Origin of the sequence: Streptomyces sannanensis (genome assembly GCF_039536205.1) — a bacterium.
GTDB classification, from domain to species: Bacteria; Actinomycetota; Actinomycetes; order Streptomycetales; family Streptomycetaceae; genus Streptomyces; species Streptomyces sannanensis.
In genome coordinates, this window is record NZ_BAAAYL010000001.1 from 6,566,312 (window position 1) to 6,580,813 (window position 14,502).

At 70.7% G+C, this 14,502-nt stretch carries 13 protein-coding genes and 1 pseudogene; 8 read left to right on the top strand and 6 right to left on the bottom strand.

Going from position 1 to position 14,502, the window contains the following annotated elements; all coding sequences use genetic code 11:
• Positions 1-134 precede the first annotated feature (134 nt).
• The 3 genes from polX (at position 135) to ABD858_RS30715 (ending at position 4,208) form a co-directional block, all read left to right on the top strand.
• Entirely contained in the window at positions 135-1,862 is a 1,728-nt protein-coding gene (polX, locus tag ABD858_RS30705) for a DNA polymerase/3'-5' exonuclease PolX (protein WP_345043657.1), read from the top strand.
• A 93-nt stretch (positions 1,863-1,955) separates the two neighbouring features.
• Complete coding sequence (locus tag ABD858_RS30710; protein ID WP_345043659.1) at positions 1,956-3,437, top strand: hypothetical protein; 1,482 nt, start codon at positions 1,956-1,958, stop codon at positions 3,435-3,437.
• A 396-nt stretch (positions 3,438-3,833) separates the two neighbouring features.
• The gene (locus tag ABD858_RS30715; RefSeq protein ID WP_345043660.1) at positions 3,834-4,208 is read left to right on the top strand and encodes a VOC family protein; all 375 of its coding nucleotides are present in this window, start codon (positions 3,834-3,836) and stop codon (positions 4,206-4,208) included.
• Positions 4,209-4,221: 13 nt separating this feature from the next.
• Here the strand turns inward: ABD858_RS30715 and ABD858_RS30720 are convergent, their stop codons facing one another.
• From ABD858_RS30720 to ABD858_RS30730, 3 genes are read right to left on the bottom strand one after another with little or no spacing between them, the layout of a single operon-like run.
• Positions 4,222-4,608 carry a nuclear transport factor 2 family protein gene (locus tag ABD858_RS30720; RefSeq protein ID WP_345043663.1) on the bottom strand — a complete coding sequence of 129 codons (387 nt, stop codon included), beginning with the start codon at positions 4,606-4,608 and terminating at the stop codon, positions 4,222-4,224.
• Positions 4,609-4,636: 28 nt separating this feature from the next.
• Positions 4,637-5,806: a PP2C family protein-serine/threonine phosphatase gene (locus tag ABD858_RS30725; protein ID WP_345043665.1), complete on the bottom strand. Its 1,170-nt coding sequence runs from the start codon at positions 5,804-5,806 to the stop codon at positions 4,637-4,639.
• Positions 5,790-7,982 (bottom strand): FUSC family protein, encoded by a 2,193-nt coding sequence (locus ABD858_RS30730; RefSeq protein WP_345043666.1) that lies wholly within the window; start codon positions 7,980-7,982, stop codon positions 5,790-5,792. The genes ABD858_RS30725 and ABD858_RS30730 overlap by 17 nt, the downstream gene beginning before the upstream one ends.
• A 400-nt stretch (positions 7,983-8,382) precedes the next feature.
• Between ABD858_RS30730 and ABD858_RS30735 the strand changes: the two genes are divergently transcribed.
• The gene (locus ABD858_RS30735) at positions 8,383-9,273 is read left to right on the top strand and encodes a DMT family transporter (protein ID WP_345043669.1); all 891 of its coding nucleotides are present in this window, start codon (positions 8,383-8,385) and stop codon (positions 9,271-9,273) included.
• A gap of 61 nt (positions 9,274-9,334) precedes the next feature.
• Here ABD858_RS30735 and ABD858_RS30740 read toward each other — a convergent pair.
• A pseudogene (locus ABD858_RS30740) lies at positions 9,335-9,430 on the bottom strand (SAM-dependent methyltransferase); the annotation flags it as partial.
• Between the two features lie 130 nt (positions 9,431-9,560).
• The gene (locus tag ABD858_RS30745) at positions 9,561-9,956 is read right to left on the bottom strand and encodes a DnaJ family domain-containing protein (RefSeq protein ID WP_345043670.1); all 396 of its coding nucleotides are present in this window, start codon (positions 9,954-9,956) and stop codon (positions 9,561-9,563) included.
• A gap of 76 nt (positions 9,957-10,032) precedes the next feature.
• On the opposite strand from ABD858_RS30745, the gene ABD858_RS30750 reads away from it, so the two are divergent.
• A complete protein-coding gene (locus tag ABD858_RS30750) occupies positions 10,033-11,541 on the top strand; it encodes an oxidoreductase (protein WP_345043672.1) in 1,509 nt (502 codons plus the stop codon).
• Between the two features lie 91 nt (positions 11,542-11,632).
• On the opposite strand, the gene ABD858_RS30755 is transcribed toward ABD858_RS30750, so the two are convergent.
• Positions 11,633-12,088: an SPW repeat protein gene (locus ABD858_RS30755; protein WP_345043675.1), complete on the bottom strand. Its 456-nt coding sequence runs from the start codon at positions 12,086-12,088 to the stop codon at positions 11,633-11,635.
• A gap of 200 nt (positions 12,089-12,288) precedes the next feature.
• Between ABD858_RS30755 and ABD858_RS30760 the strand changes: the two genes are divergently transcribed.
• The 3 genes from ABD858_RS30760 to ABD858_RS30770 all read left to right on the top strand — a co-directional run bounded on the left by ABD858_RS30760 (position 12,289) and on the right by ABD858_RS30770 (position 14,502).
• A complete protein-coding gene (locus ABD858_RS30760; RefSeq protein WP_345043676.1) occupies positions 12,289-12,588 on the top strand; it encodes a DUF1876 domain-containing protein in 300 nt (99 codons plus the stop codon).
• A gap of 129 nt (positions 12,589-12,717) precedes the next feature.
• Positions 12,718-14,007, top strand: a complete 1,290-nt coding sequence (locus ABD858_RS30765) for an ATP-binding protein (RefSeq protein WP_345043678.1) — start codon at positions 12,718-12,720, stop codon at positions 14,005-14,007.
• Between the two features lie 261 nt (positions 14,008-14,268).
• Entirely contained in the window at positions 14,269-14,502 is a 234-nt protein-coding gene (locus tag ABD858_RS30770; RefSeq protein ID WP_345043681.1) for a hypothetical protein, read from the top strand.

Here is a 14,502-nt window from a genome sequence, read left to right on the forward strand (position 1 = left end):
TGGCCCGTCACCGCGCCAGGTCGTCGTCGAACAGCTCCCCCTCGTACCGGGATCACCGTGGTCGCACGGGACAGCGGATGGGAGCAGGATGAAACGAGGGGTGCAACGGACCCGTCGGCCTTACGGGAGAACGAATGGTCCGAGCCAACGAAGAGGTCGAGACGCTGCTTCAGGAGTACGCCGACCTCGTCGCCATCGCCGGCGGTGACGCCTTCAAGGCGCGCGCCTACGAAAAGGCCGCGCGCGCGATCGGCGGCTACCCCGCCGATGTGTCGAAGCTCGACGCCAAGGGCCTGCGGGACATCCCCAACGTGGGGAAGTCGATCGCCGACAAGGTCCTCGAGTACCTGCGCTCCGGCCATGTCTCCGCCGTCGAGGAGACCAGGGCGTCGATCCCGGCCGGGGTCCGAGAGCTGCTGACCATCCCGACCCTCGGCCCCAAGAAGGCCATGGTCCTCCACGAAGAACTGGGCGTCTCCTCCGTCGACCAGCTGCTCGACGCCATCCATGAGGAGCGGCTGCGCGATCTGAAGGGCTTCGGCGAGAAGACCGAGGAGAACATCCTCCACGGCATCGAGCTCATGCAGAAGGCCGGTGGCGGCGGCCGCATTCTCATCGGCGCCGCGATGGACGCGGCCGAGCAGATCGTCTCCGAGCTGTCCCGGGTGACCGGGTGCGAGGGCTGCACCTACGCCGGGTCACTGCGCCGTATGAGGGAGACCATCGGCGACATCGACATCCTGGTGGCCGCGGACAGGTCGGCCCCGTTCATGGAGGCCCTCGTCGGCCTTCCGTACACGGCCGAGGTCATCGCGCAGGGGGAGAAGAAGACCTCTGTCCGCACCACCAAGGGACTCCAGGTCGATCTGCGTGTCCTCCCGCCCGACTCCTGGGGAGCCGGTCTCCAGTACTTCACCGGCTCCAAGGCGCACAACATCCGCACCCGCGAGATCGCGGTGCACCACAAGCTGAAGCTGTCCGAGTACGGGCTCTTCCACGCCGGGAGCGGCAAGAAGATCACCTCGGAGACCGAGGAGGAGATCTACGCCCGGCTCGGCCTGCCCTGGATCCCGCCGCCCCTGCGGGAGGACCGCGGGGAGATCGCGGCCGGGCTGCGCGACGAGCTGCCCGAACTGCTGGCCGAGAGCGACATCCGGGGCGACCTGCACACGCACACCGATCTCACCGACGGCCTTGCTCCACTCGAGGACATGGTCGCCGCCGCAGCCGCCCGCGGATACTCCTACTACGCGGTCACCGACCACGCACCGAACCTCTCCATGCAGCGCATGACCGACGAGAAGATGCTCGCGCAGCGTGAACGCGTGCGAGAACTCGACAGAAAACACCACGGGATGCGGCTGCTGCACGGCACCGAACTCAACATCGGTCCGGAGGGCGAGGTGGACTGGCCCGACGAGTTCCTCGCCGGTTTCGACATCTGCGTGGCCTCCGTCCACTCTCACTTCAACCAGAGCCGGCAGGCACTGACCCGCCGTCTGGTGCGTGCCTGTGAGAACCCGCATGTCGCCGTCATCGGCCACCCCACCACCCGGCTGATCGGCAAACGCCCGGGCATCGACGCCGACTTCGACGCGGTGTTCGAGGCCTGCGCCAGGACGGGCACCGCCCTGGAGATCAACGCCCATCCGGAGCGGCTCGACCTGTGCGACGAGGAGATCCTGCGTGCCAAGCGGTACGGAGTGAAGTTCGCGGTGAACTCCGACGCGCACTCCACCACACATCTGCCGTATATGCGCTACGGCGTGGGCACGGCACAGCGCGGATGGCTGACGAAGGACGACGTCATCAACACCTGGCCATTGACCAGGCTGCGCCGCTTCCTGAGCAGCCGTCCGTGAGGACGGCTACCGGTGCCCTCCGGTGGCGGGATGGGTGCATTCCACGTTTCAGTGGGGGGACATATGTCTCGTTTGTCTGAAACAGGGCCCATCATGCACGACGCACAGCTGCTGAACCCACTGGCAGCCCCCGCCGCCCGGAGCGCGCGCTCCCGGCCGTTCCTCTGGTCGGCACTGGTCGCGGTGGCGTTCGTCACCGCCCAACTGGTGCTGGTCGCTCCGGGGTCCGGGCTGGGCTGGGACGAGACCGTCTACGTCAGCCAGGTCGGAGGGAACGCCCCGCCCGCGTTCTTCAGCGCCCCGCGGGCACGCGGGATCACCTATCTCGTCGCGCCGGTGGCCGCCGTGACCGCCTCCACGACCGCCATCCGCGTCCATCTCGCCCTGCTGTCCGGGGGAGCCCTGTTCGGTGTCCTGTGGATCTGGCGCAGACTGCTGCCCACCCCGGTGCTCGCCTGCGCCGGCGCCCTGTTCTGTGGACTGTGGATCACCCTCTACTACGGCCCGGCGGCGATGCCCAATCTGTGGTGTGCGTTCGGGGCCCTGGCCGCCGTGGGCTGGTTCCTCCGTGCGGTGACGGCGGCCCGGGACCGCGTCGCGCTTGCCGGAGCGGGGGCGGCTGTCGCCTTCGTCGCGCTCATGCGGCCCTCCGACGGACTGTGGCTGGCGCTTCCGCTGGCCGCTTCGGCGCTGCTGGTGCCCGCGTGGCGCCGACCGGCCGTGGCCGCCGTGATCACGGCCGGGCTGCTGGCCGGCGCGGGCCCCTGGGTCTACGAGGCATACGCGCACTACGGCGGCCTGGCTGCCCGGCTGCGCCGGGCCGACGAGATCCAGGGCGGTCTGGGATGGCACCTGGCCGTGGACGACCACGTCCGCGCGCTCGCCGGACGAACGCTCTGCCGGCCGTGCGACGTGCCCTGGAAGTACCCCGTCACCGCCGTCTGGTGGTTCGCACTGCCGGCGCTCGTCATCGGCGGCATCATGGCCGCGATCCGGGTGTGTCGCGGCTCCGTGGCCCTGCTGGCGACCGTGACCGCCGCGTTTCTGGCGGGCCAGTACCTCTTCCTGATCGACTACGCCGCGCCCCGCTTTCTGCTGCCCGCCTACGCACTGCTGGCCGTCCCGGTGGCCGAGTGCGTCGTCCGCCTGTTCACACAGGTACGACCCGCGCTGCGGCCGGTGACCGTCACCGTGCTCACCCTGGCCCTTGCCGGCCACCTCGCCGTCCAGTACTGGGTGCTCCAGCGCGTCGTGGCGAACAATCACACCATGCGCGAGAGATACACCGCGATCGCGGCCGGGCTGCACCGGCTGGGTGTTCGCCCGCCCTGCCTGGTCACCGGCTATGACGCCGTACCGATCGCCTATTACGCGGGGTGCTCCTCACGCCAGCCCTCCGGCCATGACGCCTCCATCACCCCCGACGGCATCGTCGCCGCCGTGCGCCGCATGCCGGTGGCCGTCTTGGTGACCGCCTCCCAGGCGCCGCCCGGATACGCGCGCACCTGGCGGCCGGCGGCGCTGCCGCAGGTGCGCGGTTACACGGTCTACCTTCCGCCGGGCGCCGGAACGTAATCGGCTTGTGGTGGTTGTGGGCTGTTGCACTGATAGATCACTCTCGCCTACGACACGGTCCGGGACCGCTGGTACCTCACCGCCTCCTGGCACTACCAACCCGCACCCGTGCAGTTGGAGAACATCTCCGCCGCCGCCGATGTCCGCACCGGGCGGCCGCTGGTGGGCGCTCTGGTCCGGTGCTGCACCTCCGACGGCCGTGATGCGCTCGTCCGGCCGGACCCGTGTGGCAGTCGTCCAGGCGGCGGAGGCCTGGCCCGCCGCAGGCTCCCTCGGTCTGCGGTGCCGGGACGGGCGTTCCGGGTGCCGTTGTCCGTCCTGGGGTGCGCGGTCGCACCGGGTGCCGGATCGGGGCAGGATGAAGGACAGGGACGAACCGGGACGAAAGGTGTGGGCATGTTCAGGAACACCAAGGCGTTCAGCGGCTTCTCGGTCGACGACCTCGGGAAGGCCAGGACCTTCTACGGCGACACGCTCGGGCTGGACGTGTCGGAGGAGCTCGGCGTGCTGAAGCTGAGCATCGCCGGTGGCACCAGCATCCTGATCTACCCCAAGGAGAACCACACCCCCGCGACCTTCACCATCCTCAACTTCCCCGTCGCCGACATCGACAAGGCCGTCGACCAGCTGGCCGGGCGCGGGGTGCACTTCGAGCGCTACCAGGGCTTCGACCACGACGAGAAGGGCATCGCCCGAGGCCAGGAGGGCCCGGCCATCGCCTGGTTCAAGGACCCGGCCGGCAACATCCTGTCGGTGCTCGAGGCGATGTGATCCGGTCCGCGGCTCACCCCACTGCGTGGTGCCCCGGGGCGGTGTGCCAGTAGTCGCGGGTTTCGACGGCGAGTCCGTCCGCGCCGAAGCGTACGAAGACACAGCCCGCGAGCGTCGTCGGCGCATCCCCTTCGAAGGCCAGGACCCGGAACTCCGCGACCGCCAGCCCGTCCTGGCCGATCACCGGCGGCCCGAAGCGCACATCGGCCACCTTCTCGTCCGCGAACGACCAGCGCAGGTAATCCGCCAGCTCGTCCCGCCCCCGATGCGGCGGACGGAAGGGCATCGACCGGTGGACACAGTCGTCCGCATAGAGCTCCAGGATGGCGTCGACATCATGACGCGCCCACGCCCTCTCCCAGACCTCGACGAACCTGTGTGCTGCCTCAGTTGTCTCCATGCGGCAGTGAACACGCGGGCATCGGGCGTTAATCCGGAACCGTCATTGACGGGGTGGCCGGCAGCGTTCCGGCAGACGTCGATGGCGCAGGGCCGGACAGGCTCAGCGCGAGCAGCGCCTGGTCGTCGTTGTCGGACAGTGCCGACCAGCGTTCCGCGTCGGCCTGGACGAAGGACGCGACCGCTTCGGGGTCCGCTGTGCGGCGAGCGCCGAAGTGTTCCGCGAGCCGCTCCAGGACCGGGTAGAAGACGCCCTCCGCGTTACGGGCCTCGCTCACGCCGTCCGTGAAGACGACGAGAATCTCCCCCGGGTGCAGCGGATGCGCCGTTGTCTCGGCACGGCCCGGGGCGAGTTCGCCCAGTCCCAGGGGCAGCGCGGGAGACGTACGGATCCGTCGTGCGCCCTTCGGTCCGATCACGACGGGCGGCGGATGGCCGCGGTCGACGATCCTCACCTCGTTCCCCGCGGGCGGGAACTTCAGGACGAGTGCCGTGACGAACAGTTCTGCGTCGGACGCTCCGTTCCCGGGTTTGTTGAGGGCGATGCTGAGTTCGAGACGTTCCGCCAGGCCGGCCAGGTCCGCCGATTCATGAGCGTACACCCGGAAGCTGCCCAGCACCGCCGATACCGTCTGCACGGCGTCCAGTCCCTTGCCGCGCACATCGCCGATGATCACCCGTACGCCGAAGGGCGTCTCACGCAGGTCGTACAGATCGCCGCCGACAAGCATGCCGCCCTCCCCGGCCGAGTAGAAGCCTGCGGCCCGCACCGGGCCGAGTTGGTACGGAACGGGGCGCAACAGCGTCAGCTGCATCGCTTCGGCGACCGAGCGCGCGATGATCAGGTGCTCCTTGGCCCGCTCCCGCTGCCACGACAGTGCGGTGCCGGCGATTCCGATCAGCAGTGTGGCCGCAAGGAGCACCACGTAGTACTGCTCGGTGATGTGCGCGGACCGCCGGGAGGCCATCCAGAATTCCAGCAGCAGGCACATCACGGTGGACGCCGCGGTGCCCCGGGGGCCCCGGGTCGCCGCGGCCAGCGGTGGAACTCCGATGAGCAGGAAACTCACCGGCTGCGCGCCGTGCAGGAGCAGTTCCAGGGCCACAGCGGCCACCGTCGCGACGAAGGGGAGCCACCAGGTCCAGCTCCGGTGAAGAATGAGGGGCCGCTGCGTGCGCTCCTTACTCCCATGAGGCATCAGGTGCCTCCCTTCCCGTACCGCGAGGCACCGTTGCCGCGATGTGCTCGAGGTCCGTGGCGAGAGTGGTCAGCCAGTGTTCGAGGTCGATCCGCACGGGGAGCGTCGGGTCCCTCGTGGCGGTGGCGGCCGGAGGCGCGGGGAGGGGCGGCGGTTGCGGCGGAGGCCTGCCACCGGCGCACTGGTCACCGAGGCGGCCGGCGGCGAGGGCCAGTTGGCGGGCCGCCGAGCGCGCCCAGGCAGCGGTGTCCGGCGCGCCGGCGGCGCCGGGCCGGTCGTACCGTGGGAGCCGTTGGGAGCCGACCAGGGTGTGGCTCGTGGTGGCCAGTACGGCTTGCCAGTCCGGCCGTGGTCTCCGCGGACCGCGGGGCTCGTTCAGGTACTGGGCATGGGCCGCCTCGGCCAGCCGCAGGAAGCGCAGCGCGGGCACGGCGGACGGCGGCGGGGCCCCCGGTGGTCCGGTGACCATGAAGGAGACCGTCCCGGTGATCACCGGACCGAGCGAGTGGAGCAGCTCTCCCATGACCCGTTGCACTTCGCGCCTGGCCCCGGCGGGCCAGGCGAGCAGTCCGCACAGCAGTCCGATGACGCTGCCGGTGACCACGTCCACCATCCTGACCTGGGCGAGCTGCCAGGTGACAGGGGCGAGCTGGGCGAAGGCGGCGGAGACCACCAAGGTGAACAGCCCCTGCGTCCAGGCGACCCCGAGCAGCGGGCCGAGAGTGAACGCGGCCAGCATCGCCGGTGCCAGCAGGGCCGCGTAGGCATCGGTGTGCTGTCCCGCCGCGTACAGCAGTCCGCCCGCCGTCACCGTACCGGCCAGGGTGCCGAACAGCGCCGCACGCACGGAGGACCACGTCTGTACGGCGGTGGTGCGGACCAGTGTGAGTACGGCGAGCAGTACCCAGAATCCATGAGAGAGGCCGAGTGCGCCGGCCACGAGCCGGGCGGTGCCGAGAGCGAGAGCGGTTCGTACGGCGTTCTGGAAATGGACCGACCGGAGCGTCAGGTTCCCCTGCAGTCGCCGCCACCACAGAACCGGCACGGGGACGTCGGTGTACCAGAAGAGCTCCCGGGGCGGGATCGGCCGGGTACGCCGCCCGTCGATCCCCACCCGCACGGCGGCCTCCAGGATCCGGGCGGACTCCGCCGCGGCGAGAACCGCGGCCTGCCGCCACAGCGTCTCGGGGCGCAGCATCCTGGCCTCGGGTCCGGTGACCTGGCGGATCCGCTGTTGCTGGAAGGCCCGCATCGATGTCTCCGGGGAGGAATCCGGCGGCGGTACCCCGCTGCGCAGGGCTGCCGCGGTCTCGTCGCAGACGCCTGCGACCCGGCCCAGCAGTACGGACGATGGCACGTCCTGTTCCGAGGCCGTCGGGGGGTGGCCCATGTGCTCCAGCTGGTACAGCAGTCTGCGGGCCGCGCTGCCGGCCTGGGCCAGGGCCCGGTCCTTGCGGCCGGGCGCGGTGGGCCGCTCGGCGGGCGGCAGCCGGGACGGGCGCAGCTGCTCCCCGACCGTACGCAACCGGTCGGCGGACGCGCTGGGCACGGCGGGGTGCGGTGCGGCCAGGCCGGAGGCGGCGCGGCCCGCGAGGGCGACGGCGTCCGCGAGAACCCGGCGGTAGGGGGTGGCCCCCGCGGCGGGCAGCAGGAAGCGTTCGCAGGCGGCGAGGAGCACGACCCCCACGCTGAGGCCGGCCAGCCGGTCGCCCAGGGCTTCGGGGGCGTACGGCGGGAAGCAGGGCAGGATGTAGAAGAGCTGCAATCCCGGTGCGGCTCCGGCCGGTCGTGGGCCGGCGACCGCCGCGAAGGCGAGGACGAAGCCGACGGTCAGCATGCCGGCGACCGCTGCCCAGGTCCGTACGGCCAGGGCGGTCCCCAGGCCCGCCAGCAGCCAGCCGACCGGGAGGGCCTTGAGGACGACGGCGGCGCGCTGACGCCCCGACCCCGGGATCGGCGACAGTATTCCGAGGGAGATCGCCCCGAACAGGGCGTAGACGGCCATGACCGGCTCGTGCAGGCCGTAGCGGCATGTGTAGAAGCCCGTGCACGCAGCCGTGGTCACCCGCACCGCCCGCCGTACGACCTCGGAACGCGCCGCCGGCGTCGTGTCGGTGCGTATGCCCTTCACCGCGCGCACCGCCGGGCCGGCGTGATCCCAGCGAGCATGCGGCACTTCCTTTCAGCCGGGCCCCGCTCGGCGCGGGGGGAGCCGTCCGGTGGTGGGGCGCCCGGGCTGGTCCACCCGTGGGCCGCGTCCTCCGTTCATTGTCGGCTGGACGACGTCACCCCGCAGCCCGGGCACGGGGCGCCGGGGCGGGCCGGGGAACGTCCCGGATCGCGAGGGCACAGGGCGGGGGCCACCATGGCAGGCAGAGGGGTTTCCGTGCTGACGGGCCCGGCTGGAGGTCCTATGTCTGCAGATCGCGTCGCCCCACTGGTCCGGGACACGATCGAACGTTGTCCCGCCCTGCTGCAGGGCATGCGCCGCCGATCACGCCGGAGGGACTGCCCGACGGGCACTGCACCGCGCACACCCGACTGGCTTTTCTGAACCTCGACGATCGCCGAACGCCATGGCCCTCGCCGTGCGGGACCTCCTGCCGGTCCTCTTCGCGCTCTGTGCGGCGCTCTGCAACGCGTTCGCCACCGTGCTGCAGCGGAGTGCCGCCCTCTCCGTGCCGCGCTCCGACCACTTCCGGCCGGGGCTGATGCTGGACCTGTTGAGGCGTCCGGTCTGGCTGGGCGGGATGCTGGCCGTCGTCGCGGCAGCCGTGTGTCAGGCGCTGGCGCTGGCGACGGGGCCGCTGTCGGTGGTGCAGCCGCTGTTCGTGCTGGAGCTGCCGCTCACGCTGATCGTGGCCTCGGTGCTGCTGCACCGGCACCTGCCGCGAGCGGGGTGGGCCGCCGTCGTGTGTGTGGTGGCGGGGCTCGGTATCGCCCTTGCCGCCGCCTCTCCGGCGGGCAACAAGATGCATGTCCCGTTGGACCGTTGGATCCTGGCGCTGGCCGTCTGCGGCGGTGCGGTCGCCGCCCTCGCGGCGGCGGCGCTCAGTCGCCCCGAGGGCCGCGCTCGCGCAGCATGTCTCGGCGCGGCCACGGCCATCAGCTTCGCGCTGACGGCGGCGCTGATGAAGGAGGCCGTGCACATTCTGGACGTGGAGGGCGTGGTGGCGTTCTTCTCCTCGTGGCAGACCTATGCCTTCGCGCTGGCCGGTGTGTGTGCCCTCTTCCTGTTGGAGAACACCATGCAAGCGGGCCCGCTGGTCGCCTCCCAGCCGGCGCTCACGCTGGGCGACGCGCTGGTCAGCCTCAGCCTGGCGGTGACCCTGTACGAAGAGCATGTTCGCACTGGCTGGTGGCTGGTGCCCGAGCTGCTCGGGGTGGCCCTGATCGCCGCCGGCGCGGTCGCTCTCGCCCGGATCCCGTTCACACAGTCCGTGGTGGGTGCTGCTTCACCCCCGTGAGAGCCACCCGGAGGCCGGGGAGCGCCGACGCGCCGGAGGTACGGCGCGCCGCGCGCCCGCGTCAGGCCTTGCGTCCCACCGCGCCGAACATGGCCACGTCGTCGGGCTCGCCCTCAAGGCCGTCCTCCGGACGCCACCGCGAGCACGACACCACGCCGTGTCGATTCCGTCGCGCGTCTCGTCGGCAGCCGAGTACTCGGGCACGGTCCATATCCTGGTGGGCGTGAAGGAACGATCTCCGTACAACCTGGACCGGCCGGTTGAGTTCGGCATGCCCGGGTGCCGAGTCAACTTGCCTTTCCCCGGCGGGAGATCACGTCCTCGATGTCGAAGGGCTGCAGATTCAGCAGGGGCCCCGGAGGAGGCCGCCTGATCGCTGCCGCGATCTTCTCGTTGACCTCCGTCAGGATGCGCCGTGCCTCGGCCTCCGTCGGGGCCTTCTCGGCGGCGCTCAGCGCGTCCTCGGCCTCCTTGCGCAGGGCGAGCGCCGGAGGGAGGAAGGACATGCCTTCGCGCTGCATCTTTTCCTTGATCCACCATTCATCGTCGTAGGGCCGGTCCAGCCCGGGGAGTGGTTTGCCCATGCCCGTCAGGTGAGTGAATTCGCCGCGCTCCGCCGCCTCGCGGATCTGTTTGTCGATCCACGATTCGAAACTGACACCAGGGGGCTTGCGGTCGGTCACTGTGCGCTCCTTTCTCGATGCTACGCCTCCGCTACGCTGCTGACGATCATGGGCGAGCGGCTAGGGGGAGGCAAATGTGCTCGCGTACGAGGAACTGAATGCTGCCGAGCAACGGTTGTGGAACGCCTTTCCGACCGGGGCCATGGTGGATCTGCGGGCCGGGGACGAAAGCGCGGACGCCCCGGACGGTGCCGGTGTCCCATCGGGGGAGCGCACAGTGCGGGCGGCGGTGATCGTCGCGCTGCTGCTGCGGAGCCTGGAGGGTGCCGCCGCGGTGAGCGGCCTGCGGCTGGCCGGGGCGCGGATCACCGGGCAGTTGGATCTGTCCAGTGCCCGGGTGGAGCACCGGATACGCCTCGAGCACTGCCACTTCGACGAGAAGGTGGTCCTCCGGGGCGCGGCGCTCCGCACCACCGAGTTGATCGGGTGCCGGATTCCGGGACTGGACGGCTGGCTGCTGCGGGTGGACGGCAATCTGTTCTTCGAGGACTCCGTCCTGGAGGGCCGGCTGACCCTCACGCGTGCGCACATCACCGGCGAGCTGCGGCTCTCCGGAGCTCGTCTCACCGCGTCCGAGCTGGTGGGGGAGGCCGGAAACGATCCGGCCCGCCCGTCCGGGGCGTGGGCCCTGTGGGCGGGCGGCCTGGTCATGGAAGGCGGCTGCTTCGTGCGGCACGGCTTCACCTCCCGGGGCGGTCTGCGGCTGCCCGGAGCGCAGTTCAACGGCGGCCTGTTCATGGAGCGGGCCCGGATCGAGAATCCCGGCGGCGACGCGCTGACCGGGGACGATCTGGTGGCGTCGACGATGATGCTCTGCGACGGCTTCACGGCGACAGGCGCCGTACGGCTGCCGGGTGCGACGGTCCGCAGCAGGCTCTCCCTGGACTCCGCCGTACTGAAGGGCGACGACACGGCGCTCGACGCCACACGCCTGACGGCCGGCGACCTCCGGTTCACGCCCGCGAGCACCCCCGAGGGGGCTGTGGACCTTCAGGGGGCGCAGGTGGGGGTCGTTCATGACAACGAGGACAGCTGGCCGCCGCACACGCGGCTGAACGGATTCGTCTACACGTCGATCCAGAGCCGGGTGCCGTTCGCGCAGCGTCTCGGCTGGGTCGAGCGGGCGCCCGGCTACACCCCGCAGCCGTACGAGCAGCTGGCCATGTGGTACCGGCGGATCGGCCACGACGACGACGCCCGCCGGGTGCTCCTGGCGAAGCAGCGCCGAAGGCGCGGGACCCTGCGCCCGCTCGGCCGGGCCTGGGGCCGCATACTCGACGTCACCGTCGGCTACGGCTACCGGCCCTGGCAGGCCGGGATGTGGCTGCTCGGCCTCGTCGTGCTGGGCGCCGTCGCCTTCGACCAGGGCACTCCCTCTCCCGTCCAGAGCGATCAGAAGACGGCGCCGTTCAACGCGTTCGTCTACACCCTCGACCTGCTGATCCCGATCGGCGGCTTCGGCCAGCGCACCGCCTGGTACTGGACCGGCCCGCTGCAATGGCTCGGGTATTCCCTGATCGCGGCCGGCTGGATACTCACCACTGCTGTGGTCGCGGGCGTCACTCGTGCGCTCAACCGGAACTGACGGGAGCTCAACACCCGACGACGTGTTCGGCCCCCCGCGCGGTTCCAGGGCACCGGCGTGGGGGCCGACGGGACGGAAAGACGGTTTCGGTTCAGGGCCGGCGGCCCCGCAGGGGGCGGTCCGTACGTTCCGGCCTGCCCATGGCCGCGGTGGCCAGAGCGAGGCAGAGCGCGACGGCACCGATGGTGACATTGCTGGCGATGGTGCGCGTGGTGGCCGCGTGTCCCGCCACGACCCACGGGGCGATGATCGTCCAGACACCGATCCCCATGGCGGCCCAGCTCATGCCGTGCGTGCGTTCATAGGCGGGACCGAATCCCGCGGCGAGCAGCGCGAAGGCCACTCCACAGATCAGGTTGGTCACAGCCAGGGACGGCAGCCCGTTGAAGCCCACAATCCATGGCGAGGCCGCCAGATACAGACCGGTCAGCACACTCAGTCCTTCCACTGCCTGCGCCACAGGTCTGGACGTCGCGATCTGCGAGTGCGCGTGCAGCGCGAGGATATCGGGGTGCTGTTCGATACCGCGCAGCGGCGAGGTCGTCACGTCGCCCACCTCCTTACGTTGTCCGTAGCTACTGGTGGCGACTTGTGTCTCCCTTCATTCACCAGCGTCCCCCTATGGGAGCATTCAGGCCAGTTCTGGCCTGTGCTGTTACGAAGAGTGTTCACCTGGTGACCCGCTGGGGGCGCCCGTGTGGCGCAAATCGGTGGACCATGAAGAAGGCGAACGTGAGGAGATGCGCCATGACACGGACGCTGGAGTGGAAGGTCGGCCTCTACCTGGTCGAGGAGGACGGCACGACGAGAGCCCGAGCGGTGCTCGACACCGGGACCGTGTCGCTGACCGGGCAAGGGGTCGCCCGGTGCAACCCCGAGGATGTGGACGTCCCGGCGATCGGCGACGAACTGGCGGCGAGCCGGGCCATGCGTGACCTGGCGGAACAACTCATGCGCGTGGCCGACCGCGATCTGGAGGGCGTGGGGGCGGGGCAGGCATCGCGCCGGACCCTGACGGGGTACGGCTGGCCCGACGCGACGGCGTAGTTACAGCGGGCAGTTCGGCTATGGACGGAACGTAGGGTTTGCGTCCATGGCCTTGTGCACCGTGGAGGGAGCCCCTGTCCGCCGCCGCCCCTAGCCTCACCGGAACGGCACGAACGAGGGGCGGCAGAAGTGAACTGGCTCATCCATGACTATCGCGAGAGCGATCTCGCGGCGGTGGTCCACCTGATCGACACGACGGCCGAGCTCGGGCAGGAGTCGGTCTTCTCGCTCGCCGAATGCATCAGTGCGCTGACCTCCCGGCAGCCCGCCGTGGTGGCCGTCCACCAGGGTGTTCCCGTCGGGGCGGCCCTGGCCTGCGTGGCCGGTGAGCGGGCGTGGGTGATGCGCATCGCCATCTCTGCGGGCTGGCGGGGACGGGGGCTGGCGAGCGCGTTGTTGGTGGAGTTGGAGCGACGGCTCATCGCCGCCCGGGTGGGCCGTATCGCCTATGTGCTGCCCGAGGAGGAGCTCGTCGGAGAAGGGCTGCTCAATGCGGGCTACACGAGGCAGCCCGCCGTCGCGTACTTCGAGAAGGTCGAGCCGCACCACGGTCCCGCGGCGAACCTGCTGGAGGATCTCGGCGGACGGTTCCTGCCCAACGACTTCTGGGCCAAGGTGGCGGGCATGGAGGCGGAGAAGGACCTGATCGAACGACGGGTCGTGCTGCCGTTGGCGCAGCCCGAGCGGGCCGCTCAGCATGGTGTCCGGCCGCCGCGGGCCATCGCCCTGTTCGGTCCGCCCGGGACCGGGAAGACCACGTTCGCCCGGGGCATCGCCTCCAAGCTCGGCTGGCCCTTCGTCGAGCTGCTGCCGTCCCGGCTGGCCGACGAGGGCAACCTCGCGGCGGCACTGCGCAGCGCGTTCTCCCGGATCGCCGAACTGGAGCGGGTGCTGGTCTTCATCGACGAGGTCGAGGAGATCGCCCCGGTGCGCAGCGAACCCGCGCAGCCGGGGGGCATGCACGGGGTCACCAATGAACTGCTCAAGCTCATACCCGGTTTCCGGGAAGGGGACGAGCGGCTGCTGGTGTGCGCCACGAACTCCATCCGCTCGCTGGACCCGGCGTTCCTGCGCCCCGGCAGGTTCGACTACCTGATCCCGATCGGTACCCCGGACAAGGCCGCCAGGGCGGCGATCTGGGCCCGGTACACGAACGGCCGTGCGGACGTGGACGTGGACGCGCTGGTCGCGGCCAGCGAGCTGTTCACCCCCGCGGACATCGAGCACGCGGCCCGTATCGCCGCCCAGGCCTCCTTCGAGCGGGACCTCGAGGCGCTCGGTGGCAGGGCGGGCGCGCAGGGACCGCTGGGAGCCGGCACCGAGGACTATCTCGCCGCCATCGCACAGTGCCGGCCGACCGTCACGTCGGCGATGATCGAGGAATTCGACGCGGACATCTCGGCCCACGCGCGGTTCTGACCGGTCACGGGCGGCCGCTCCCCGCACAGGCGGGGGCGGCCGCCCGGCGTTACGCTCGCTGTGAGCGTCCCCCGAATGCCAGTGATCCCACTGAAGTGATCCGAAGAGGCGCGCCGCTGTCGAAAGGGAGTCGCGCGCAGGGAGCGGGGAACGAGCGACCGAGCACGTCGACCGTCGACAGTGCCCGCGGCCGGAGGCCGCTGACAGGCACGGCGGCGCCCCGGAGGCGAACCGAGCCACGAAGATCGCCGGGAGGTGGGTGTGGTCGGGAACACCATCGACTTCACCGAGGAGCGGGCTCCGTGCGGCCTCGTCGTCGATGGGCTGCGCTACCAGGAGGACGACGCCGCGGGGCTGTTCGTCGAGGTGACGACGTACACGTGCGGCTGCCGTCGGGCGATCCGGGAGTTCCACGACGGCAGCGTGCACATCAGAACCGTTCACCACGACGGCACCGTCCTGCTGGACGAGCACAGCGCCGAGCACGAGGCCTGA

What these genes read in the sequence shown, in the direction of transcription:
- ABD858_RS30735 (WP_345043669.1), top strand. Translation starts at nt 8,383, where the DNA reads ATGGCCCTCGCCGTGCGGGACCTCCTGCCGGTCCTCTTCGCGCTCTGT.
- ABD858_RS30725 (WP_345043665.1), bottom strand. Translation starts at nt 5,806, where the DNA reads ATGCCTCATGGGAGTAAGGAGCGCACGCAGCGGCCCCTCATTCTTCAC.
- ABD858_RS30715 (WP_345043660.1), top strand. Translation starts at nt 3,834, where the DNA reads ATGTTCAGGAACACCAAGGCGTTCAGCGGCTTCTCGGTCGACGACCTC.
- polX (WP_345043657.1), top strand. Translation starts at nt 135, where the DNA reads ATGGTCCGAGCCAACGAAGAGGTCGAGACGCTGCTTCAGGAGTACGCC.
- ABD858_RS30760 (WP_345043676.1), top strand. Translation starts at nt 12,289, where the DNA reads ATGACACGGACGCTGGAGTGGAAGGTCGGCCTCTACCTGGTCGAGGAG.
- ABD858_RS30720 (WP_345043663.1), bottom strand. Translation starts at nt 4,608, where the DNA reads ATGGAGACAACTGAGGCAGCACACAGGTTCGTCGAGGTCTGGGAGAGG.
- ABD858_RS30710 (WP_345043659.1), top strand. Translation starts at nt 1,956, where the DNA reads ATGCACGACGCACAGCTGCTGAACCCACTGGCAGCCCCCGCCGCCCGG.